21 protein-coding genes and 2 pseudogenes are annotated in these 21,706 nt (G+C 41.7%); all 23 read left to right on the top strand.

Annotation, left to right across the window (positions count from 1 at the left end):
- The first annotated feature begins 5 nt into the window (after positions 1-5).
- The 23 genes and pseudogenes from HZB59_03430 (at position 6) to HZB59_03320 (ending at position 21,687) form a co-directional block, all read left to right on the top strand.
- Complete coding sequence (locus tag HZB59_03430) at positions 6-551, top strand: cob(I)yrinic acid a,c-diamide adenosyltransferase (GenBank protein ID MBI5020465.1); 546 nt, start codon at positions 6-8, stop codon at positions 549-551.
- 309 nt (positions 552-860) lie between these two features.
- A pseudogene (locus HZB59_03425) lies at positions 861-1,283 on the top strand (NADH-quinone oxidoreductase subunit A).
- Positions 1,284-1,314: 31 nt separating this feature from the next.
- Complete coding sequence (nuoB, locus tag HZB59_03420; GenBank protein MBI5020464.1) at positions 1,315-1,806, top strand: NADH-quinone oxidoreductase subunit NuoB; 492 nt, start codon at positions 1,315-1,317, stop codon at positions 1,804-1,806.
- A gap of 3 nt (positions 1,807-1,809) precedes the next feature.
- On the top strand, positions 1,810-2,289 hold the full coding sequence (locus HZB59_03415) for an NADH-quinone oxidoreductase subunit C (protein MBI5020463.1): 480 nt from the start codon (positions 1,810-1,812) through the stop codon (positions 2,287-2,289).
- Positions 2,290-2,297: 8 nt separating this feature from the next.
- Positions 2,298-3,458, top strand: coding sequence for an NADH-quinone oxidoreductase subunit D (locus HZB59_03410; protein MBI5020462.1), 1,161 nt, complete (start codon positions 2,298-2,300; stop codon positions 3,456-3,458).
- A gap of 5 nt (positions 3,459-3,463) precedes the next feature.
- Positions 3,464-4,483 (top strand): NADH-quinone oxidoreductase subunit NuoH, encoded by a 1,020-nt coding sequence (nuoH, locus tag HZB59_03405; GenBank protein MBI5020461.1) that lies wholly within the window; start codon positions 3,464-3,466, stop codon positions 4,481-4,483.
- Between the two features lie 15 nt (positions 4,484-4,498).
- The gene (locus tag HZB59_03400) at positions 4,499-5,083 is read left to right on the top strand and encodes an NADH-quinone oxidoreductase subunit I (protein ID MBI5020460.1); all 585 of its coding nucleotides are present in this window, start codon (positions 4,499-4,501) and stop codon (positions 5,081-5,083) included.
- Positions 5,084-5,092: 9 nt separating this feature from the next.
- Positions 5,093-5,608, top strand: a complete 516-nt coding sequence (locus tag HZB59_03395) for an NADH-quinone oxidoreductase subunit J (GenBank protein ID MBI5020459.1) — start codon at positions 5,093-5,095, stop codon at positions 5,606-5,608.
- 30 nt (positions 5,609-5,638) lie between these two features.
- Positions 5,639-5,947 (top strand): NADH-quinone oxidoreductase subunit NuoK, encoded by a 309-nt coding sequence (nuoK, locus tag HZB59_03390; protein ID MBI5020458.1) that lies wholly within the window; start codon positions 5,639-5,641, stop codon positions 5,945-5,947.
- 4 nt (positions 5,948-5,951) lie between these two features.
- The gene (gene nuoL, locus HZB59_03385; protein ID MBI5020457.1) at positions 5,952-8,198 is read left to right on the top strand and encodes an NADH-quinone oxidoreductase subunit L; all 2,247 of its coding nucleotides are present in this window, start codon (positions 5,952-5,954) and stop codon (positions 8,196-8,198) included.
- A gap of 70 nt (positions 8,199-8,268) precedes the next feature.
- The gene (locus HZB59_03380) at positions 8,269-9,852 is read left to right on the top strand and encodes an NADH-quinone oxidoreductase subunit M (GenBank protein ID MBI5020456.1); all 1,584 of its coding nucleotides are present in this window, start codon (positions 8,269-8,271) and stop codon (positions 9,850-9,852) included.
- Positions 9,853-9,883: 31 nt separating this feature from the next.
- On the top strand, positions 9,884-11,383 hold the full coding sequence (locus tag HZB59_03375) for an NADH-quinone oxidoreductase subunit N (protein MBI5020455.1): 1,500 nt from the start codon (positions 9,884-9,886) through the stop codon (positions 11,381-11,383).
- Positions 11,384-11,569: 186 nt separating this feature from the next.
- Positions 11,570-12,865 (top strand): hypothetical protein, encoded by a 1,296-nt coding sequence (locus tag HZB59_03370; GenBank protein ID MBI5020454.1) that lies wholly within the window; start codon positions 11,570-11,572, stop codon positions 12,863-12,865.
- A 15-nt stretch (positions 12,866-12,880) separates the two neighbouring features.
- Positions 12,881-13,894: a cytochrome c3 family protein gene (locus HZB59_03365; protein ID MBI5020453.1), complete on the top strand. Its 1,014-nt coding sequence runs from the start codon at positions 12,881-12,883 to the stop codon at positions 13,892-13,894.
- 2 nt (positions 13,895-13,896) lie between these two features.
- The gene (locus tag HZB59_03360; protein MBI5020452.1) at positions 13,897-14,934 is read left to right on the top strand and encodes a CxxxxCH/CxxCH domain-containing protein; all 1,038 of its coding nucleotides are present in this window, start codon (positions 13,897-13,899) and stop codon (positions 14,932-14,934) included.
- A 234-nt stretch (positions 14,935-15,168) separates the two neighbouring features.
- On the top strand, positions 15,169-16,287 hold the full coding sequence (locus HZB59_03355) for an isocitrate/isopropylmalate dehydrogenase family protein (GenBank protein MBI5020451.1): 1,119 nt from the start codon (positions 15,169-15,171) through the stop codon (positions 16,285-16,287).
- 143 nt (positions 16,288-16,430) lie between these two features.
- Complete coding sequence (locus HZB59_03350) at positions 16,431-17,327, top strand: hydroxymethylglutaryl-CoA lyase (protein MBI5020450.1); 897 nt, start codon at positions 16,431-16,433, stop codon at positions 17,325-17,327.
- 17 nt (positions 17,328-17,344) lie between these two features.
- Positions 17,345-17,889 (top strand): annotated as a pseudogene (locus HZB59_03345) (ORF6N domain-containing protein).
- Complete coding sequence (locus tag HZB59_03340; GenBank protein ID MBI5020449.1) at positions 17,886-18,026, top strand: hypothetical protein; 141 nt, start codon at positions 17,886-17,888, stop codon at positions 18,024-18,026. Before HZB59_03345 ends, HZB59_03340 begins: the two are co-directional and overlap by 4 nt.
- 32 nt (positions 18,027-18,058) lie before the next feature.
- Entirely contained in the window at positions 18,059-19,252 is a 1,194-nt protein-coding gene (locus HZB59_03335; GenBank protein ID MBI5020448.1) for a CoA transferase, read from the top strand.
- 144 nt (positions 19,253-19,396) lie between these two features.
- On the top strand, positions 19,397-19,699 hold the full coding sequence (locus HZB59_03330) for a hypothetical protein (GenBank protein ID MBI5020447.1): 303 nt from the start codon (positions 19,397-19,399) through the stop codon (positions 19,697-19,699).
- Between the two features lie 190 nt (positions 19,700-19,889).
- Positions 19,890-21,179 carry a 3-isopropylmalate dehydratase large subunit gene (locus tag HZB59_03325; GenBank protein ID MBI5020446.1) on the top strand — a complete coding sequence of 430 codons (1,290 nt, stop codon included), beginning with the start codon at positions 19,890-19,892 and terminating at the stop codon, positions 21,177-21,179.
- Between the two features lies 1 nt (position 21,180).
- Positions 21,181-21,687 carry a 3-isopropylmalate dehydratase gene (locus tag HZB59_03320; GenBank protein ID MBI5020445.1) on the top strand — a complete coding sequence of 169 codons (507 nt, stop codon included), beginning with the start codon at positions 21,181-21,183 and terminating at the stop codon, positions 21,685-21,687.
- Positions 21,688-21,706 lie beyond the last annotated feature (19 nt).

Genomic DNA, 21,706 nt, shown 5'->3' with positions numbered 1-21,706 from the left:
TTAGTGTGAAAATTTATACCAAAACCGGAGATAAGGGGGAAACATCGTTATTCGGCGGAAAACGATTGCCGAAAGATTCACTCCGAATAGAAACATACGGAACCATTGATGAGTTAAATAGTTTGATTGGTCTTAGCCGCTCACTGAATGAACATCAGGAAATTGAACTCCTGTTGTGCGATCTTCAATCGGAACTATTCGTGCTTGGTGCGGAACTCGCAACTCCTACCGGTGTGAAAAATTCTTCAATAAAATTTCTTTCTACCGATAATATAATTCGTTTCGAAAAACTGATCGATGACATCGAGGTTAGACTTCCACCTTTGAAAAATTTTATTTTACCAGGAGGGAATAAATGTGCCGCAATGCTTCATTATGCACGGACGGTTTGCAGACGAGCGGAACGGTTGTTAGTTCGTTTAACGCGGGATGAATCGGTTCGTGATTTTCCAGTCATCTATCTTAATCGCTTATCAGACTTTCTCTTTGTAATTGCTCGCTTATCAAATTCTCTTTCGAATACGCCTGAAACAAAATGGTCAGCTGAATAAGCTTACCTTATTCTTATTGTGCTCGGTTGCAAATAATTTAGTTGGAAATCTATGTTCGGAGTGAAAATAAAAAGAGCATTGGCAGGTGGGCATTCCAACTTGGGAGGCGAAGTCAGAAACCGTGGATCCTGCCTAATGCTCTATATTATAATACAACACTTTTCCGAAAAAGTCAAGAAAAATTTTCTGCGAAGAAATGACAAATAACACCTAAAATTACCAAGATAAAATTATCAGCATATTTTGACTTTCCATCGGATTTTTTTAAATTGTACGTGCTAATTCTTATTATCCCTTAAATACTCTGCAATTCAATAAATGCTTACAGATTTCGGCAAAGTTTTTATTTTTTTCCTGATAGGTGGATTATTTGTCGCCGCTGGTTTGATTGCCGCATGGATAATTCGTCCCAAGAGATGGTATCCATCGAAACTAACTACTTACGAATGCGGTGAAATTCCGGTTGGCGATGCAATTGTCAAATTTAATATTCGGTTTTATGTAATCGCCTTGATCTTTTTGATTTTTGATGTTGAAGTTGTATTTCTGTTACCCTGGGCAGTGGTGTTTAAGAATCTCGGGATGTTCGCATTTATAGAAATGCTTGTTTTTCTCGCCATTTTGTTTGTTGGTTATGCCTATGTGTGGGTAAAGGGGGATCTTGAATGGGACAAGCCAGCACCGCAGCTTCCCTCTGTGAATTCCGAACAGGTAAAAATTTCGGAACAATAAAGAATACCAGATAATTTTTTTTATATAGAATATGGGATTATTAGATAAAAAATTTGACAACAGTAATATTGTCATTACAACAATGGACGAACTGTTAAACTGGGCTCGGCTCTCTTCGATGTGGCCCGTTCAATTCGGGCTTGCCTGCTGTGCTATTGAAATGATGGCTACCGGTGCATCTCATTATGATCTTGATAGATTCGGAGTTTTTTTCCGCGCAACCCCAAGACAAGCAGATGTAATGATCATTTCCGGTACGGTTACGATGAAAATGGCCCCTCGGATAAAATTATTATTCGATCAAATGTCGGAACCACGATATGTAATCTCCATGGGAAGCTGCGCGAACTGCGGCGGTCCGTACTGGGAACATGGTTATCATGTTTTAAAAGGAGTTGACCGAGTAATTCCTGTTGACGTTTATATACCTGGGTGTCCACCGAGACCGGAAGCGTTGTTGGAAGGGATAATGAAATTGCAAGAGAAAATCCGCTCAGAAAGTTTAGCTAAAAAGAGTGCCTGAAATATGACCCATCAAGAAATTCACGAAAAAATAAAATCACAATTCCCTGCGGCAGTTATAGAATCAAAGACTGAAGGCGTTGTTGATCCGTTCATAAAAATCACACCTGAATCGGTTTCAGACGTAGCTGCTTTTATCAGGAGCAATGAAGATCTTGAGTTTGACTTTCTAATGTGCTTGAGCGGAATTGATTACGGCAAAGGAACACTTGGTGCGGTGTACAATATATTTTCGATGAAACATCGACACAAGCTGAACCTGAAAGTTGAAGTTCCGAAAGATAAAGCTGAAGTGCCGTCGGTATCTCATCTCTGGAATACGGCGAACTGGCACGAGCGTGAAGTGTATGACCTGATCGGAATAGTTTTTATCGGTCATCCCGATCCTCGTCGCATTTTGATGCCGTATGATTGGGAAGGGCACCCGCTTCGAAAAGATTATAAAACCCCGGAATTTTATCAAGGCATGAAAATTCCTTATTGAATGATATTATGGCTGAAATTTTAGAAGAATCAATTAAAACATCTACCGGCTCAACCCTTCGAAGAGAAGAGATGGTTATAAATATGGGACCCCAGCATCCGTCAACTCACGGTGTGTTGCGGCTCGAGGTTGTGGTTGATGGAGAAATTGTCGTTGATGTTATTCCGCACATCGGTTACCTTCATCGTTGTTTCGAAAAGCATGCAGAAAACATGACCGGATATCAACAAGTGGTCCCTTATGTTGATCGCATGGATTATTGCGCGGCGATGAACATGGATTTTGGTTACGTGCTAGCCGTTGAAAAACTTCTCGGAATTCAAGTGCCGGAGCGAGTTGAATATATTCGGGTTATAATGGCTGAACTGCAAAGAATCGCCTCGCATCTGATTGCCGCAGGAACATACGGGCTTGATATAGGCGCATTCACACCTTTTCTTTATATGTTTCGGGAACGGGAAAGAATTTTAGATCTATTTGAAATGACATGCGGTGCCCGGCTTCTTTACAATTATATGTGGGTTGGAGGTGTTTCGCATGATCTTCCTCCCGGATTCATCGATAAAGCGAAAGATTTTTGCCAATACTTCAAACCAAAAATAAAAGAGTACAACGATCTTTTAAGTTATAACGAAATTTTTATTAAACGAACTGCTAATGTCGGGATTCTCCCAAAAGATGTCGCGATCTCTTACGGTTGCTCGGGACCAGTGCTTCGCGGTTCAGGTGTCAACTTCGATCTTCGTCGCGATGATCCGTATTCGGTATATCATAAATTCGATTGGCAACCGGAAATCGGCAAAGGTGAAGTCGGTACTGTTGGCGATTGCTGGGATAGATATATGGTGCGAATTCGTGAGATGGAACAGAGCATCAATATTGTTGAACAAGCACTCAACCAAATTCCGGAAGGAAACGTCGCATCCGCAATTCCTAAACGCATCAGACCTAATCCGGGCGATGTTTATGTTCGAACCGAATCGGCTAGAGGCGAATTAGGATTTTATGTGATCAGCGATGGAAGCGGTAAACCATATCGTATCAAAGCTCGATCCCCATCGTTTGTGAACCTCAGTGTGATTCCGGAAATTTCCCGCGGCGGTATGATTGCAGACCTCGTTGCGATTGCCGGAAGTCTTGACATCGTGTTAGGAGAGGTCGATAGGTAAAAAGTATGGAACAGATTCTTAGAAATATTATCGACAATGATATTTTTGTATACATTATAATGGGCATTGTTCCGTTAGTCTGGATTGTGCCTTATGCATTATTCGCTATATGGCTTGAACGAAAAATATCGGCACATATGCAAGACCGGCTTGGTCCGATGCGCACCGGCGGATGGCACGGATGGTCTCAGACTATCGCAGACATGTTAAAGCTTTTACAGAAAGAAGATATTATTCCGGCGGCGGCAGATAAAACTCTTTTTAATATCGCGCCATATATTATTTTTATCGCCGCTTACGCGGGATATGCAGTGATTCCGTTCAGCAGTGGATTTATCGGAGCCGATATAAATGTTGGAGTGTTTTATATCATTGCGATCACTTCACTCGCGGTTGTGGGGATTTTGATGGGGGGTTGGGCTTCGAACAATAAGTGGTCGCTACTCGGAGCTATGCGGGCAACAGCCCAAATAGTAAGTTACGAAATTCCATCAGTGCTCGCCGTTCTTGCTGTTGTCATGATTGCGGGAACATTATCGCTTCAGGAAATTAATAATTTACAAACAGGATGGTTCTGGAATTGGTTCGCATTTCAGAAATTTCCTTTTATATTCGTCGCATTTATTATTTATTTTGTCGCTTCACTTGCCGAAGTGAATCGTGTTCCGTTCGACATCCCTGAAGCCGAATCGGAACTTGTAGCCGGATATATAACTGAGTATAGCGGAATGAAATTCGCGATGTTCATGTTTGCCGAGTTTGTAAATATGTTCGCGGTATCGGCAGTTGCGGCAACATTATTCTTCGGCGGATGGAACAGTCCATTCGGTGAATTTCTAAGCGGACCAATCTGGGGTGTCTTCTGGTTTTTATCTAAAGGAATGTTGCTTGTATCTGTTCAAATGTGGCTGAGATGGACTTTACCGCGGTTGCGGGTAGATCAACTGATGTATGTTTCGTGGAAAGTTCTTACACCATGGGCTTTCGCCTGTGTGATCGCGGTCGGTTTGTGGGTGATGTTGTAAGTTAGGATAATGATAATGAGAAAATATTTTTCAGATATTTATAAAACAATATGGTCGATACTGATCGGGATGCGGGTAACATTCGGTCATTTGTTTATTCCGGCGGTTACCATACAATATCCCGACGTTAAACCCAAGCTGCCCGAACGTGCCCGGAACCGTTTGTATGTAAATATGGATGATTGCATCGGTTGTTTGCAATGCGAGATGGCTTGTCCGGTTAATTGCATTGAAATTGAAACCGTAAAATCATTACCGACCGACGATCTTGGAACCACTTCATCAGGTCAGAAGAAAAAACTTTGGGTTACAAAATTTGATATCGATATCGCAAAATGTTGTTTCTGCGGTCTTTGCGTATATCCGTGCCCAACCGAATGTATAAAGATGACAGAGGTTTACGAATTTTCGGAATTCGATAGAAATAATTTGCTTTATAATTTCGTAACTCTGACCAAAGAAGAAGTTGAAACAGTGAAAACCAAAGCAGCGGAATATGAAAAAGAACAAGCTGCAAAAAAAGCTGCCGCTGCCGCGCAAGTCAAAACAACACCTGTTGCACCGCCGGCGCAACAACCACCCCCGGTTCAACCATCGTAAGGTATATCTATGAATCTTGTTGATATTATTTTCTACTTCTTCGCGTTAATAACGCTTGTCTCGGCTGCTATAACGGTTTATTCACGGAATATTATTTATTCTGCATTTTCACTCTTATTCACTTTTTTCGGAGTCGCGGGCATTTACGTTCTTCTTAATGCCGATTTCATCGCTGTCGCACAAATTTTAATATATGTCGGTGGAATTTTGATGCTTCTAGTGTTCGGAGTGATGTTGACTCATAAAGTTATTAACGTAGAAATTAAAACAGGAATATTAAACGTCGTTCCCGGTTCTATTATTACGGCAATTATCGGCGGAACGCTATGCGGCGTTTTCGTTGTGACTGATTGGCTGACTGTAGAAGGCGTACCGCCAATGAAATCTACAACCAATGAAATTGGAACGATGTTCATGACAAAATATCTACTGCCGTTTGAAATAGCGTCTGTAGTTTTATTGGTGGCGTTAATCGGTGCCGCTTACATTGCCCGGCGCGATAAATCAAAAAGTCAATCTGCATAAAGCTTATTAAATATTATTATTGAAATCATCATGCAAGTCGGATTATCACATTACCTTTTCCTGAGCGGAATACTTTTCGCGCTCGGTCTTTATGGCGTGGTCACACGCCGTAATGCTATCCTCGTTTTAATGGGAATCGAGTTGATACTTAATGCCGCGAATATCAACTTCATTGCATTTGCCCGTTACGGCGGAATGCAGATAGACGGACAGATGATAGCAGTGTTTGTAATAATATTAGCGGCGGCAGAAGCGGCGATAGCGCTGGCAATCGTTTTGAATATCTACAAACAATTCAAGACGGTAAATGTTGACGAAATTAATAAGTTGAAGGAGTAACGATTTGACACCGGAACTGCTTGTAAAATTATCACTCGTAATACTTTTTCTTCCACTTTTCAGTTTTATCGTTCTCATTGTTTTCGGGAAACAACTTTCAAGACAGGGAGATTGGTTCGGTACTTCCATTCTCTTTATCTGTCTTGCTTTTTCTTCTTTAATCCTCTACATAAAATTAACGAGCATTCCCGAAGCCATAAATTTTAGTTTTCTCTGGATAGATTTCGGTATTGTACCGCTCCTCGGCGCATTAAAAATTTCTTTGGGTTTGGTGCTGGATAATCTTTCGGCAATCATGCTTGTTGTTGTAAGCATCGTGAGCGCGCTTGTTCATCTTTTTTCAATCGGTTACATGCACGGGGATGTGAGATATTCCCGATACTTCGCATATCTCGGAATATTCACGTTTTCGATGTTTTTAATTGTTCTGACGAACAACTTTTTTACAATGTACGTCGGTTGGGAATTGGTTGGTTTAAGCTCATATCTTCTGATAGGCCATTGGTATGAGAAAAAATCGGCATCGAACGCCGCTATAAAAGCATTTGTCGTTAACCGGGTGGGCGATATCGGTATGTTTGCCGGTATCATGATTCTGTTTTATACTTTTAAAACATTCGGATTCAATGAAATATTTTTTGCTATAAGTTCCGGAAAAATTCCTATGGGAAGCGAAGGATGGCTCACGGCTTCCGGTATTCTTATTTTCTGCGGTGCAATAGGTAAGTCTGCGCAATTCCCACTCCATGTATGGCTGCCCGATGCTATGGAAGGTCCGACACCTGTTAGCGCCCTTATTCATGCCGCAACCATGGTTGCCGCTGGTGTTTATCTTGTCGCACGCACGTATCCAATCATGACTGCGGACGCATTGATGGTGATAGCTTATATCGGTGCGATCACCGCGTTTATTTCTGCTACAATTGCTATCGCTCAGAATGATATTAAAAAAGTTCTTGCATATTCGACTATCTCTCAACTCGGATATATGGTGATGGGTTTGGGAGTTGGCGCTTACACAGCAGGATTCTTTCACCTGACAACTCACGCGATGTTCAAAGCCGGATTATTTCTCGGTTCCGGTTCGGTGATTCATGCGATGCACAACGCTCTTCATCATCAGAAAGATCATCACACAGATCCGCAAGATATAAGAAATATGGGTGGACTTGCCAAGAAGATGAAAATAACTTTTGCAACTTTTTTAATTTATACTCTAGCTATCTCGGGAGTTCCGTTTACATCAGGATTTTTAAGCAAAGATGAAGTTCTTGCAGGCACATTAGCTTTCGGCGGATTGACCGGACATTATTTAATTCCGATCATCGGATTTTTGGTCGCCGGCTTAACTGCATTTTATATGTTCCGACTTGTGATTTTAACATTTCTTGGCACGCCGGTAGACAATCAGCGTTTAGAGCATATCCATGAATCTCCAAAAACGATGACAATACCATTGATAATTTTCGCCATACTTAGTTTCTTTATCTTCTTCTCGTTCAATCCGTTTGGTGCTTCCTCCGGCTGGTTCTACCATGCAATCGAAAAACCGGAGATGATTGTTCCTGCGGCTGTTCAAGCGACAGGCGCTGTTCAATTTGAAGAAGCCCTGCATCATTCTCACACTACAGCTATGGTTCTATCATTGATTGTTGCCGGACTTGGAATATTGCTCGCATATACAACATATAAATGGAAAAAGATCAATGCCGATGTTGTCGCAGAAAAGTTAAACCCAGTCTATAAATTCCTTTTAAATAAATGGTATTTTGATGAGCTTTATGGCAAAATGGTCGTAGGTGCAACACTCGCATTCACAAATATTCTCCGGTGGTTCGATAATAATATCATAGATGGTATTGTAAACGGTACTGCAAGCTGGACAAAAGCAATAGTTTTTGGATATAACGATCATAGAAAAGAAACACGATACAGTTCTCTCATATTTATTTTATTTGGAGCTCTGCTTTCTATTCTTGTTGCATTCTTCACGGGACAATGGTTCTGGGCACAAGGAGCTATCGGTTTTGCAATTATAATGTCAGTGTTAAGCGGTGCTCTATCGTTCTTTTTCTTTTGGTCGGGTGCGGGCGGATTCGATAAGCACGTCGTGGATGGACTTGTAAACGGCATTGCGTATGTCTCTGGATTTTTCGGATTAATATTCCGAAAATTTCAAACCGGGCGTGTACAAACTTACATTGTGTTTGTACTCTTCGGTGTTATGGTATTGTTTTATATTTTTCGTTAATTAATATTTTTTTGACAAAGTTTTTAATTATTAAAAAGGTTAAGTGCACATGAGTTTTCTTGGAGTCGGAATACTATCTTGGATAACATTCCTGCCAGTTGTTGGGATGATTTTCGTTCTGCTGATGCCGAAAGATAACAAGAAGGCGATACGTTGGACATCGGTGCTGTTTACCGCGCTGCAAGTGATATTGGCTGTATTCATCTACATGAATTTCAACCGCAGTCTTGCAGGTGTGAATTTGCCCGAAGGTTTTCAATATGTAGAAAAAGCCAGTTGGATCGATATTAAATCTGTTTCGTGGTTCGGAAGAATTCACATTGATTATTTTGTCGGAATAGACGGATTGAGCGTACTGATGGTAATCCTCACCGCGATTATTTCATTCATCGCGGTCTTCGCTTCTTTCGGGATTGAAAAATCTCTGAAAGGATATTTTGCTCTTCTCCTTCTTCTCGATGCAGGCATGATGGGTGTGTTCGTATCGCTCGATTTCTTTTTATTCTACGTCTTCTGGGAAGTGATGCTGCTGCCAATGTATTTCTTGATCGGTATTTGGGGCGGACCACGCCGCGAATATGCCGCGATAAAGTTCTTCCTCTATACATTATTCGGAAGCGTGCTCATGCTTCTTGCGATGTTGGCGCTTTATTTCAGCGTCTCAATTATCGACCCGGCATCGGGGGAAAAGATTCATACATTTAATATGCTCGCGATGATGAACCCGACTAATTACGATCCTGGTTCCATCCTTGCAGGTATTGGAACCTCATGGCGGTATATGGCATTCATCGCGTTATTCATTGGCTTTGCGATTAAAGTTCCGATTTTTCCGTTCCATACATGGTTACCCGATGCGCACGTTGAAGCACCTACCGCAATCAGCGTTATTCTTGCAGGTGTTTTGTTGAAGATGGGAACATATGGTATTCTTCGTGTCAGTTTTCCGATGTTTCCCGATGCAACGCTCCATTATCAAGTGCCACTCGCGATTCTCGGTTTCATCAATATTGTTTACGGCGCACTTGTTGCGATGGCGCAGGATGATTTCAAAAAACTTATCGCGTACTCCAGCATCAGTCACATGGGGATTGTAATTCTGGGAATGGCTGCGCTGAACACTCAGGGGGTTACGGGCGCAATACTGCAGATGTTCAATCACGGCACAATCACCGCAATGCTCTTCTTGATCGTCGGTGTAATTTACGATCGCGCGCATACACGCGGATTGAACGAGTTCGGCGGATTGATGAACCAGATGCCGAAGTATTCGGGAATTATGACAATTGCTTTCTTTGCTGCGCTCGGCTTACCGGGATTGAGCGGTTTTATCAGCGAGGCATTCTCGTTCCTCGGGGCATTTCAGGTTGAATCGATCAGATGGGTCACGATTGCCTCTTCAACCGGAATTGTACTGACCGCGGCTTATATGTTATGGACATTACAACGCGTATTTCTTGGAACAATTCCCGAAAAATGGAAATCGCTTCCCGACATTAACGGGCGAGAGCTGTTTACTCTTATTCCGCTGGCGATAATAGTTATAATTCTCGGAATTTATCCGTCGCCGGCTATCAATCTTATGACCTCTGCCGTTAATAATTTGGTGAGTATTTTAAACCAAAGCGGTGGAGCAATGTTGCTTGGACAATAATTTTCTCCCATTCAAGGAATGGTACTGCTAAATGCTTGAACAAATATTACAAAGTATAAAATATTTTCAACCTGAAACGACACTCGTTGTTGCTTTCTGTTTCATAGTTATTGCCGATCTGTTTTTAAGAAAACGCAACGAACTTACTGCTTACCTCGCGCTAATAGCATTGCTTATTACCGCCTCTTTTTTGGTGCAGCAAGGTACGGTTGGAACTCGTTCAATTTTCTTCGACATGTTTGCCATCGATCCGTTTTCACTTTTCTTCAAAGCGATTATTTTAATGAGCTCGTTTTTTGTGATTCTTTTTTCGGTTTACTCGAAAGAACTAAAAGGACGATCCAAAGGAGTTGGAGAATATTATGCTCTGATAATTGCTCTTACACTCGGAATGTTTCTGATGACCGGCGCGACCAATCTTCTAATGATGTACCTCGCGCTTGAATTATCAAGTTTAACATCGTACATTCTTGCCGGATACACGAATGAAGCGAAAGATTCAAGCGAAGCATCTTTGAAATATATCATATATGGAGCGTTATCATCCGGAATTATGCTTTACGGAATTTCGATAATATATGGATTGACCGGCTCGCTCGATATCAACAATATTCATCAGGTGTTAATGTTGAATAATGTAAACCAAGCCGCATTGATAATTGCCGGCATTTTCATTGTGGTAGGTTTCGGGTATAAAATTTCCGCAGTGCCGTTTCATTTTTGGACACCGGATGTTTACGAAGGCGCTCCTGTTACAATCACCGCGCTTCTTTCGGTTGCATCGAAAGCCGCCGGATTTGCCATGCTGATAAGAGTTATCAAAGTCACTTTCATCAATCCTGCAGTCGGGAATCTTGGACCCGGGATGTGGGAAGTTCTTCGCGGCTTCGATTGGAAATTTACGCTCATTGTATTGTCCGTGCTATCTATGACCATCGGAAACCTGGTCGCCCTCTCACAGAAAAATTTAAAACGTCTGCTCGCATATTCAAGTATTGCACATGCAGGATATATGCTGATGGGTTTAGTTGTATTTAGCAACGAAGGTATTTCCGCCGTGATGATTTATTTTATAATTTATCTCTTCATGAATTTAGGCGCATTTTATGTGATAATGCTGGTAGCAGACCGAATTGGCAGCGAAAATATTGATGACTATCGCGGATTGGGATTCCGCGCTCCGCTTATCGGTGTATCAATGACAATACTTTTATTGTCGCTGACAGGTGTACCTCCAACAGCCGGATTCATAGGCAAGCTTTATCTTTTTTCGGCTCTCATCAGCGCAAAAGTGTTTTGGCTGGCTATAGTCGGTGTTCTTAATAGTGTTGTGTCGTTATATTACTATGTGCGTGTGCTGCGAAATATGTTCCTCCGCGATCCGCAAGCAAACGCACAACCGTTACAATTTTCCAATATGGAAATTGTCATACTACTTCTTTTAGTAATACCCACTTTGCTTTTGGGTTTATATTTCACACCAATTGTGGAATACGCACATGCCTCAATCGGGATGTTCGGTGTGCGTTAATCCGTCTGTTTGAATTCGCATTTCTAAGCATCTCAATCCGGAGATGCTTTTTTTTATCATTTTTTTGATAATTGATTTCCAAATATGTCATCTTACCTATTGATTTTCATGTTAAAATTTTTGATATTCAAAGCATTGAATTAATTAAACAGGAAAGGTTGAATTCATCATATGAAACGGGTGTTCATGAAAAATAAGATTCTCTTTTTCTTGCTTCTTTCTATCTTAGTATTATCCGCATTTTCGGTCGCGCAAAATATAAATGGACGATTTTCAACCTCATTCTACACGTGGGAGAAATTCGATACCGTTGATCAATCGAACATAATAACGCGGATTTACCAAAACGCCGAAGTAAACGCATCATTCGGAGATGTTTCTCTTCATACGTTTTTAAACGGTGCTACCGGTGGAATAAAATCATTGAGCGATAACGGTCAGGTGAGAGTTTACAACGCTTATCTGCAATGGAAAAATATCGGTGGTGTTCTCGAAGCGCGGTTAGGACGTGTTCCGGTTTTCGCAGGTGTCGGCAACGGAATAATCGATGGCGCACTTTTCAAATCGGAGATTACATCGCAACTGACTGTAACCGGATATGGCGGTGGAAACGTGTCTACGGCTCTCCGTTCTAAAGCTTTCGATAATATTAAAGATAATTATTTTGTCGGTGGTCAGGTTGTCGGAAAATTCATCGAAGGAATGCGTTTGGGTTTAAGTTATATGAACCGCCAGCGCGAAGTTAAATCGTACTGGGCTGTTCGTTCCGATTCTGCATATAATCCGGTAACTATGCTTATCGAACCTCCTGCGCGTAAAGAACAAGTCATCGGTGCTGACGTAAGTTATGAGTTCGGAAATAATTATTCTGTTTACGGCAGGTTCGATTACGAATTGAACCGAGACGAAATCTTAAAAGGAGAGATCGATGGGCGAGTGCGTTTGAATTCCGATTTGACGATGACGGGAACATTTATTCATCGGACACCGAAAATATTTTACAACACATTTTTTACACTCTTCCCATCTGAATCTGTGGAAGAATTCGAAGGAGGTATTGAATACGCGGTTTGTCCATGGGCGAATGCGATTGGAAGAGTCGCGTATGTTCAATATGACGATGATCAAAGCATGAGATATACAGCCGGCGTGAGCACAAATTACGGAGGTTTTCAATATGCCGGGACAAGCGGTTTTGCCGGAAAATTGCATTCGATTAGTTTTGATGCAGTCTATCCGTTTTTCGATCGGCTGATAACCCCAACAATCGGAGCGACATATTCTCTTTATGAGCTATCGGACGGCAGCGGGAAAAGTGAATCTATGATCGCAGCAGTAGCAGGTATTGTTGTGCGTCCTATGAAAACGATTTCGATCGATATTCAAACACAGTGGATTGAAAATAAGATTATGGAAAACGATCTGCGTGTTTTTGGAAGAGTGAGTTACTGGTTCAGTCACCAATTTTCAAATCCGGAATAAAAAGGAGATATCAAAATGCGAATCTTAACCTCAATATTCATCATCTCACTTCTCCTTTTTTTGTCACTTGCCTGGATTAGCGATAATCACGAGAAGCAAATAAAATTTTCGCACACTTTTCATGTAAAAGAAAGCGGAATAGAATGCAGTACATGTCATTATAGTGCACCGGACAGTAAACTTTCTTCGGATAACCTTTTTGGAGATCATGAAAGTTGTAAATCCTGTCACGAAGAACCTTTGACGAACAATTGCGCGTTCTGTCATATAGATCCCGATAACATTGAAACTATAAAGAATCCTGAGCGTGAAATTATTTTTTCGCATGCGCAACATACGGCAAAATCAATCGACTGTATAACTTGCCACCGCGGGCTTGATGAGGTGAAATACGCTTCGTCCGCGAACATGCCGATTATGGAAGATTGCATGAGCTGCCATAAGAGAAAGAATGTTTCAAGAGAATGCGTTGCATGTCATACAGATTTTGCCGGTTTGATACCGAAAAACCACCGGACAGGTGAATTCAAGAAAGATCATAAACGGCAAACCCGAATTGGCGGGCTGGACGTAAATTGCTCTATGTGTCATGATGAAAGCTTTTGCCAAAATTGCCATTCCGGTATTGAGTTGCAGCGTTTCGGTGGAAAAGAATTGACAGCAGATCCCTCAACGCGAACTCAATTGAAAGATTCACCCAATGAATCGAAGCTCCAGCAAGTACATAATTTGAATTACAGATTCACTCACGGAATTGACGCAAAATCGAAAAAAACAGATTGCTACTCATGCCATGAACAATCAACGTTTTGCGTGGAGTGCCACCAAGCCGGTGGAAATATCAATCAGATGAAAATTAAACCTTCGAATCATAATGAACCGGGATTTAAATTATTTGCCAAAGGAAGCGGCGGCGGTCTGCATGCAAAATTAGCCGAGAGAGATATTGAATACTGCATGGCGTGTCACGATGTGGAAGGCGCCGATCCCGTATGTATAATGTGCCACACTGAGAAAATAGGAGATTGATTATGAGAACAATATCATTTTGGTTTCTCGCGTTTGCATTTATACTCTTGAGCATAAGTTGTTCTGAGTTGAAGAAAAATTTACCTGCCGCATCCAATGGGGATTTGAGTATTCACGATGCAGGATGGAATGAACCAAATTCTCCCAATTCCCACGGCAAATTTCTGAAAAGTAAAAATTGGAATGTAAATGAATGCGCTTCGTGTCATGGTAATAATTTCTATGGAGGCAGCACCAAAGTCTCTTGCCGCGATTGTCATTCCTCATATCCTCATCCTGCTGAATTTGAGGAAGTTACCGGACATCCGGTATTCATACGATCCAACGGTTTTCCGCTCGAACAATGCAAGTTGTGTCATGGCAACACTTATAGCGGAGAAAAGGTGGTAACTGTTTCTTGCAGGGACTGCCATGATAATACTGCCGGGCCGGAAGAATGCAATACATGCCATGGTAATTTTCGTGGAGCTAAGTTTACAGATGCCGCTCCTCCCGTAGATATCAACAGAGATACCTCGACCACTAAGCTCGGAGTAGGGGCACACCAAAACCACTTAGCAACAGGATCGCTCGGCAAACCGGTAAAATGTCAGGAATGCCACAACGTTCCATCATCTGTTTCATCGCCTGGGCATATCGATTCTCCGTTTCTCGTTCAAGTAGTTTTCAATGACACTTTAGCGGGATTAAAAACTTCTAGTGGATCGATTATCCCCACACCAACATTCCATACATCAGATTCGACTTGCAGTAATGTTTATTGTCACGGTTATTTTACGAACGGCAATCTATCCAATCGTCCGCAGTGGAATAAAGTTAACGGGACTCAGGCGGCATGCGGTACATGTCACGGAGATAAAATAACCGGTAATCCAACACCGACCGGAACACATGATTCAGGTTTAGATAATTGCGAGTATTGTCATACGGCGAATGGTAATCCTGTAGCTTCATATGATGGAAGTAAATGGATTATCAACGATACTCTCAAACATATAAATGGTAAATTAAATTTGTTTGATAATGAACAAGATTTCTGATACAATAAAAGTGCAAGTCTATATTCAAAATTGATTACATTTAATGGTTGATTTGTCAGATTTGACAGAATAGAGAAGAAATAAAAACAAACCTGGGAACGAAGTCTTGTAAGTAAGCCATCCTTGTAAACGGATGGCTTTTTTATTAAATTATTCTGAGAAAATTTGGCATATTGGTTGATTAAGATAAAATTATAAGATTTTTCTTGTTTAAAATATTTAGAAAGGAATTACATGGCTCATTATAAAATCGCATGGCTTCCCGGAGATGGAATTGGAATCGAAGTACTCGAAGCAGCAAAAATTGTTTTAGATAAACTTAAACTCGACGCCGAATATATTCACGGAGATATCGGATGGGAATTCTGGTGCAAAGAAGGAGATGCATTGCCGCAGCGCACCATCGATCTTCTGAAGAATGTAAATGCCGCGATGTTCGGTGCGATTACATCAAAACCGATAAAGGAAGCGGAAGCGGAACTCGTTCCTGAATTGAGAGGAAAAGGACTCATCTATCGATCACCCATTGTCCGTATGCGACAGCAATTCGATCTTTACAATTGCCTAAGGCCTTGCAAAGGATATCCGGGTAATCCTTTGAACTTCAAAGAAAATATTGACCTGGTTGTATTCAGAGAAAATACAGAAGATTTGTATTGCGGTGTTGAATTTTCACCCGTTCCTCCTGAACTCGCAGAAACATTGCTGCGCATATCGAAACCTTTCACCGCCTTCAAAGATTATGCAAGAGATCAATACGCGATCTCATGTAAAATTAATACGCGAAAAGGTTCAGAGCGCATCGTTCGTGCCGCATTTGACTTCGCGAAGAAATTTAACCGGAAGAAAGTGACGATAATTCACAAAGCAAATGTTGTCAGGGCTACCGATGGTTTATTCTTTGAAACTGCCAAAGAAGTCGCTAAGAATTATCCCGGTATTCAGATGGATGATGCGAATATCGATGCGGCAACCATGTGGTTGTTGAAGAACCCTCACAATTACGACGTGTTGGTCGCACCGAATTTGTATGGCGATATTATATCGGATCTCTGCGCGCAAATGGTTGGCGGACTTGGATTCGGTTGTTCCGGAAATATCGGAGAGAAGTTGGCAGTATTCGAACCAACGCACGGCTCAGCGCCTAAATATGCTGGACAGTATAAAGTAAATCCAATCGCTACCATTCAGGCAGCGAAGATGATGCTCGATTGGCTGGGTGAAAAAGAAATGGGAACAAAGTTAGAAAACGCCACCGCCGCTGTTATCAAGGAAGGAAAAATTCGCACATACGATATGGGCGGAAGTAACAAGACACTTGATCTGGCAAAGGCAATAGCGGAGAAACTTTGAAACCCTCACCCTATAATCCCTCTCCCAATCCTTCGACTTCGCTCAGGACAAGTTTGGGAGAGGGATTGTTTGGCTCAAATTATAAAGATCTATTTAAACGAGAGATAGTGCTCACATAGTTCCCAATTTATTTGATAAGAAGAATGCAAAAGATTATCATACATGAAGTAGGTCTGCGTGACGGTTTGCAATTGGAAAAGCAAGTTGTTCCGTTTGAAAAGAAAATCGAGTGGATCAACAGTCTCATGGAGTCCGGAGTCGATATAATTCAGGTCGGCTCATTTGTGCATCCCGAGAAAGTCCCGCAAATGGCAGATACCGATAAACTATTTTCCGAGCTGGCTAAAAATAAAACAAGTAAAATTATTTTGTCGGGATTAGTTCTGAATGAAAAAGGACTTGAGCGCGGTTTAAACTGCGGTGTAGAAATGTTCTGTATGGGCGTTTCTGCGAGCGAAACACACAGCAAAAAAAATACAGGCATGACCATCGCAGAGGCAACGGAAAGAATCGTTGCAACGGCAAAACAAGCAATAACTGCCGGTAAACGTGTGCAGGTTTCGGTGCAATCGGCGTTTGGGTGTGGCTTTGAAGGACGCGTTCCTCCTGAACGCGTTCTCGATATTGTTCAGAAGTATCTCGATGCCGGTTTAAGGAATATCTCGCTTGCCGATACTGCAGGACATGCAACCCCCGATCAAGTTGAGAAACTGTTTGAGGCTATTTTTAAGCTCGATAGTTCAGTTGAAGCTGCATGTCATTTTCATAATACATACGGAATGGGACTCGCTAATGTGTATACTGCAATGAAGGTTGGTGTGCAAAGTTATGAGTCATCGATTGCTGGTCTCGGCGGATGTCCGTTTACAAAAGTCGCGGCTGGAAATGTTTGTACTGAGGATTTTGTCCATGCACTTCATAGTATGGGCTTCAGAAAGGAAATAAATCTGACAAAACTGATCGATCTTGCAAAAGATTTTTCAACATTCTTCAATCGCGAGATGCCGGGGCTGGTTTACAAAACGAAGACAATCATTTAAGTGAATATGATTTAAACATGGAACAGTTAATTTTACATGAGGTGATTGAGAAAAAAATATTTCTGATCCGGGGCCAGAGGGTAATGCTCGATAAGGATTTGGCTGATATGTACGGAGTCAAACCTATTCGCCTGAGAGAGCAAGTAAAAAGAAATATATTGCGGTTCCCTGACGATTTCATGATAAAATTGAACAACGAGAAACGAATTGGCTGCTATCGCAATTTGCGATACCATCTCGGAAACACATTGGTGGTCATAATCCTTATGTTTTTACAGAACAAGGGATTGCTATGTTATCGACAGTTTTGAATAGTGAGCGCGCTATTTTAGTAAACATTGCAATCATGCGTGCTTTCGTAAAACTACGAGAGATGCTGGCAAGTAATAAGGAGTTCGCCAAGCGATTGGATGAGCTTGAAAAGAAATACGATTCACAATTCCGGGTTGTATTTGAAGCGATCAAACAATTAATGACTCCACCCGAGAAACCCAAACGCCAAATTGGTTTCCGTGTTGAAGAACCCAAAGTGAAGTATGTTACACGGAGGAAAAAAGTATGATTATGCGTATAGGTATCAGGAAAGAAATTGATCTGACAAAACTGATTGATCTTGCAAAAGGTTTTTCAGCATTCTTCAATCGCGAAATGCCGGGGCTGGTGTATAAAACGGGACCAATTAGCGTAAAACAAGTATAAAATTAATCGTAAGCATCTTAGAAAGAAACAAGATGAAATTGCTATCAAATATCCGCGTTCTCGATCTTACAAATGTCTTGTCGGGACCATTTGCAACACTTCACCTCTCACTACTCGGTGCCGAGGTAATCAAAATCGAAAACCCGACAGGTGGCGATCTCGCGCGTGCTTTGGGATGTCTTCCCGAATTGAATAAAAAACAAATGGGGACGAGTTTTCTTGCACAGAATGCAAACAAAAAATCAGTTACGCTTAACCTGAAATTCCCTGAAGGGAAAGAAATTTTTAAAAAGCTCGTGAAGACTGCCGACGTGGTGGTGGAAAATTTCCGCCCTGATGTTATGGACCGTTTGGGAGTCGGGTATGACGCGCTAAAGGAGATCAATCCGAAAATTATTTACTGCGGAATATCGGGATTCGGGAAAGACGGACCGGACGCGATGAAACCGGCGTATGATCAGATCATCCAGGGACTGAGCGGTGAGATGGCAATTAATGGTGATGAAAACTTGAATCCGTTACGTGCTGGATTCCCTGTCTGCGATACAGTCGGTGGATTGAACGCCGCATTCGCGATCATGGCGGCACTCTATTATCGGGAGAAGACCGGTGAAGGACAATTCATCGACGTCGCCCTTCTCGACTCGATCATGCCGCTGATGGGATGGGTTGCTGCGAATCTTTTAATCGGCAAACAGCAACCGACATTGATGGGAAATGACAACTTTACGGCGGCGCCTTCTGGAGTTTTCAAGACGAAGGATGGTTATATCAACATAGCCGCAAATAAGCAGGAGCAATGGGAATCTGTCGCGGATGTTTTGGGTGTTCCCGAGTTAAAAACGGACGCACGCTTTCAGGAACGCGACACACGGAAGAAAAACCGTAAACTTCTCACGCCATTATTGGAAGCGAAGCTCGCTGAACGTGATACTAAATATTGGGTTGATAAGCTTAATGAAAACGATGTTCCTTCCGGTGAAATTCTTTCGCTCGAAGACGCTCTCAACCAACCGCAAATCAAGCAACGCGAGACTATCAAGTCTATTCACAGCGAGGGCATCGGCGACCTGAAGCTGTTTAATTTAACTGCTAAGTTTAGTAAGACTCCGGGCAGCATCGATTCACCACCGCCAAAATTGTCGGAACATACATTCGAGGTATTGAAGAGTGTTGGATATACTGATGAAGAAATAAAAAGTTTTAAAGAAAAGAAAATTATATAATTTGTTACTCATCTGTTCTTACGTATTTCCATCATCAGATAATTAGTAGATGATATTTTGTTTACATTTTTATAGATTCGTGCAATTTATAAATCAAAAAAATAATCAGTGCGGCTGATTAGCCGCAATCCGTTAGGTTTGACTATGGTAGATAATAATATTCAAAGGAAATCTCGCTACAGTGGCAGTACCGCTGCAATCGCCACAATTTTGTCTTCCATTATTTCTGGATTGTTAGGGGTTGGTTTAGGTGTGACAATGGCTCGCATTTCACCTGATGATAAGTTCTCCTGGGCTGGATTGGCTGTTTTTCCCTTGTGGTTCATACTCGAAATTACTTTTGAATTATTCATTGGTATTTTTGGCTCTTATTCAAAAATTGCACGCATAACTGTAACAACTGTTGTATTACTTGGATTTCATATTGCTTGGTTTTCAGTACGTTAATAATATATTATTATCCAACCGATTTCTCAATGCTAACTGAAATTTAAGAGATTAAATTTGTATTTTATTTCCGAAATTAATTTTCAATATTAACAAACACCGAGTGATATAATTTCCACTATTTACAGAAAACAGTTATATTAAGTCAGAATTTTAAAACTTAATTACGAACAAAGGAACAAATTAATTTATGGGAATGACACTTGTAGAAAAAATACTGGCAAAGGCAACCGGGCAGACGGCGGTGAAAGCCGGTGATGTGCTGGAGCCGAAGGTCGATCTTGCGATGTCGCATGAGAATGCGGCATTGGTGATCAATCAATTTTCAGAAATTTATAAAGATACAGGCATCCCGCTGAAGGTTTGGGATTCATCAAAGATCGCAATCATCTTCGATCATCGCGTACCCGCCGAAAGCGCAAAGACTGCGACGAATCAAAAAAAGATTCGCGATTTTGTCGGGAAGCAGGGAATTACAAAATTTCACGACATTCGCGGTGATGAAGGAGGAATCTGCCATCAGGTGTTGCCGGAGAACGGATACGTGATTCCGGGATCGGTGATTGTCGGAACCGACAGTCACACTACCAGTCATGGCGCTCTTGGAACATTTGCGTTCGGTATCGGTGCAACTGAAATGGCAAGCGTATGGACGCTCGGGACCGTGTTGAATGTTGAGGTTCCCGGTACTATCAAAATAAATGCGAAGGGAAAATTTTCATCTGGTGTTTATCCAAAAGATTTAATTCTTTATTTAATTGGAAAACTTACCGCCGAAGGTGCGAACTTTAAAGTTTTGGAATTCCACGGTGAAGCAATAAAAAATATGAGCACTTCCGGTCGTCTCACACTTTCAAATATGTCTGTAGAAGCCGGAGCGACATCGGGCATCGTACCGCCGGACGAGGAGACAGTCCGCTATCTGAAACAAGAAGCCGGTGTCGATTTCAAAGGTGAACTAATGAAACCTGATCCGGATGCAAAATATGATCAGGTGATTGAAGTTGACGTATCCACGCTCGCACCGCAAATTGCGAAGCCGCACACTGTTGACAATGTCAAGCCGATAAACGAAGTATTAAATGTTAAACTAAATCAGGTCGTTATCGGATCGTGTACAAACGGACGTCTCGACGACCTGGAAGAAGCAGCAAAAATTTTAAAAGGAAAGAAAGTCGCGCAAGGCGTTCGTATGCTTGTATTTCCGGCATCGTGGAGAATTTACAGAGAAGCGCTCAAGCGCGGTTACATCGCTGACCTGATGGATGCAGGGGCGGTCATCATGAATTCAAATTGCGGTTGCTGTCTTGGTGTTCATCAAGGAGCGCTGGCCGATGGCGATGTTTCACTTTCGACGACTAACCGAAACTTTAAAGGCAGACAGGGCAATCCGAATTCCGATGTCTATCTTTGTTCCGCTGCCGTTGCCGCAGCATCCGCAATAACTGGTGTAATAACTGATCCGAGAGGAGTAAATTAATATGACGACATCAAAAGTTATAGCGATAATGCAGAACGATATTTCAACCGACATTATTTATCCCGGACGGTTCATGGCGACTGTGCTTCCAACCGAAACACCGCAATACTGTTTCGCCGATATTACTGAACTGAATAAACGATTGAAGAACAAAGAAATTCCACCGAACAGTGCAATTGTTGCAGGTGCAAATTTCGGATGCGGTTCGTCTCGGGAACAAGCAGTTTCAACAATTAAAGGACATGAGCTTGTTATTGTTGCTAAAGGATTCGCCAGAATATTTTTACAAAATTCTGTCAACCTCGGTTTGAAAACTGTTGTCTGCCCGACAATCGAAGCATCGGAAGGTGACGAACTCGAAATCCTTCAGGATAAAGTTGTAAATGTCACCAAGGGAAAAACATTTCCCGTTGAACCTTTACCGAAGGCACGACAGGCGATTGTTGATGCGGGCGGATTAATCGCATACACTCGGAAGAGGTTAATCGAGAAAACGTCGAGGAAGTAAATCTGTTTTAATATCAAAT

The organism is Ignavibacteriales bacterium, assembly GCA_016214905.1.
In the GTDB taxonomy this organism is placed as follows: Bacteria; Bacteroidota; Ignavibacteria; order UBA10030; family SZUA-254; genus PNNN01.
The sequence above is the reverse complement of the archived record's forward strand: the minus strand, read 5'-3'. Positions and strand labels throughout refer to the sequence as shown.

Coding starts and splice junctions, on each gene's coding strand:
- nuoB (MBI5020464.1), top strand. CDS start 1,315: ATGGGATTATTAGATAAAAAATTTGACAACAGTAATATTGTCATTACA.
- HZB59_03415 (MBI5020463.1), top strand. CDS start 1,810: ATGACCCATCAAGAAATTCACGAAAAAATAAAATCACAATTCCCTGCG.
- HZB59_03410 (MBI5020462.1), top strand. CDS start 2,298: ATGGCTGAAATTTTAGAAGAATCAATTAAAACATCTACCGGCTCAACC.
- nuoH (MBI5020461.1), top strand. CDS start 3,464: ATGGAACAGATTCTTAGAAATATTATCGACAATGATATTTTTGTATAC.
- HZB59_03400 (MBI5020460.1), top strand. CDS start 4,499: ATGAGAAAATATTTTTCAGATATTTATAAAACAATATGGTCGATACTG.
- HZB59_03395 (MBI5020459.1), top strand. CDS start 5,093: ATGAATCTTGTTGATATTATTTTCTACTTCTTCGCGTTAATAACGCTT.
- nuoK (MBI5020458.1), top strand. CDS start 5,639: ATGCAAGTCGGATTATCACATTACCTTTTCCTGAGCGGAATACTTTTC.
- HZB59_03375 (MBI5020455.1), top strand. CDS start 9,884: ATGCTTGAACAAATATTACAAAGTATAAAATATTTTCAACCTGAAACG.
- HZB59_03370 (MBI5020454.1), top strand. CDS start 11,570: ATGAAAAATAAGATTCTCTTTTTCTTGCTTCTTTCTATCTTAGTATTA.
- HZB59_03365 (MBI5020453.1), top strand. CDS start 12,881: ATGCGAATCTTAACCTCAATATTCATCATCTCACTTCTCCTTTTTTTG.
- HZB59_03360 (MBI5020452.1), top strand. CDS start 13,897: ATGAGAACAATATCATTTTGGTTTCTCGCGTTTGCATTTATACTCTTG.
- HZB59_03355 (MBI5020451.1), top strand. CDS start 15,169: ATGGCTCATTATAAAATCGCATGGCTTCCCGGAGATGGAATTGGAATC.
- HZB59_03350 (MBI5020450.1), top strand. CDS start 16,431: ATGCAAAAGATTATCATACATGAAGTAGGTCTGCGTGACGGTTTGCAA.
- HZB59_03340 (MBI5020449.1), top strand. CDS start 17,886: ATGATTATGCGTATAGGTATCAGGAAAGAAATTGATCTGACAAAACTG.
- HZB59_03335 (MBI5020448.1), top strand. CDS start 18,059: ATGAAATTGCTATCAAATATCCGCGTTCTCGATCTTACAAATGTCTTG.
- HZB59_03330 (MBI5020447.1), top strand. CDS start 19,397: ATGGTAGATAATAATATTCAAAGGAAATCTCGCTACAGTGGCAGTACC.
- HZB59_03325 (MBI5020446.1), top strand. CDS start 19,890: ATGGGAATGACACTTGTAGAAAAAATACTGGCAAAGGCAACCGGGCAG.
- HZB59_03320 (MBI5020445.1), top strand. CDS start 21,181: ATGACGACATCAAAAGTTATAGCGATAATGCAGAACGATATTTCAACC.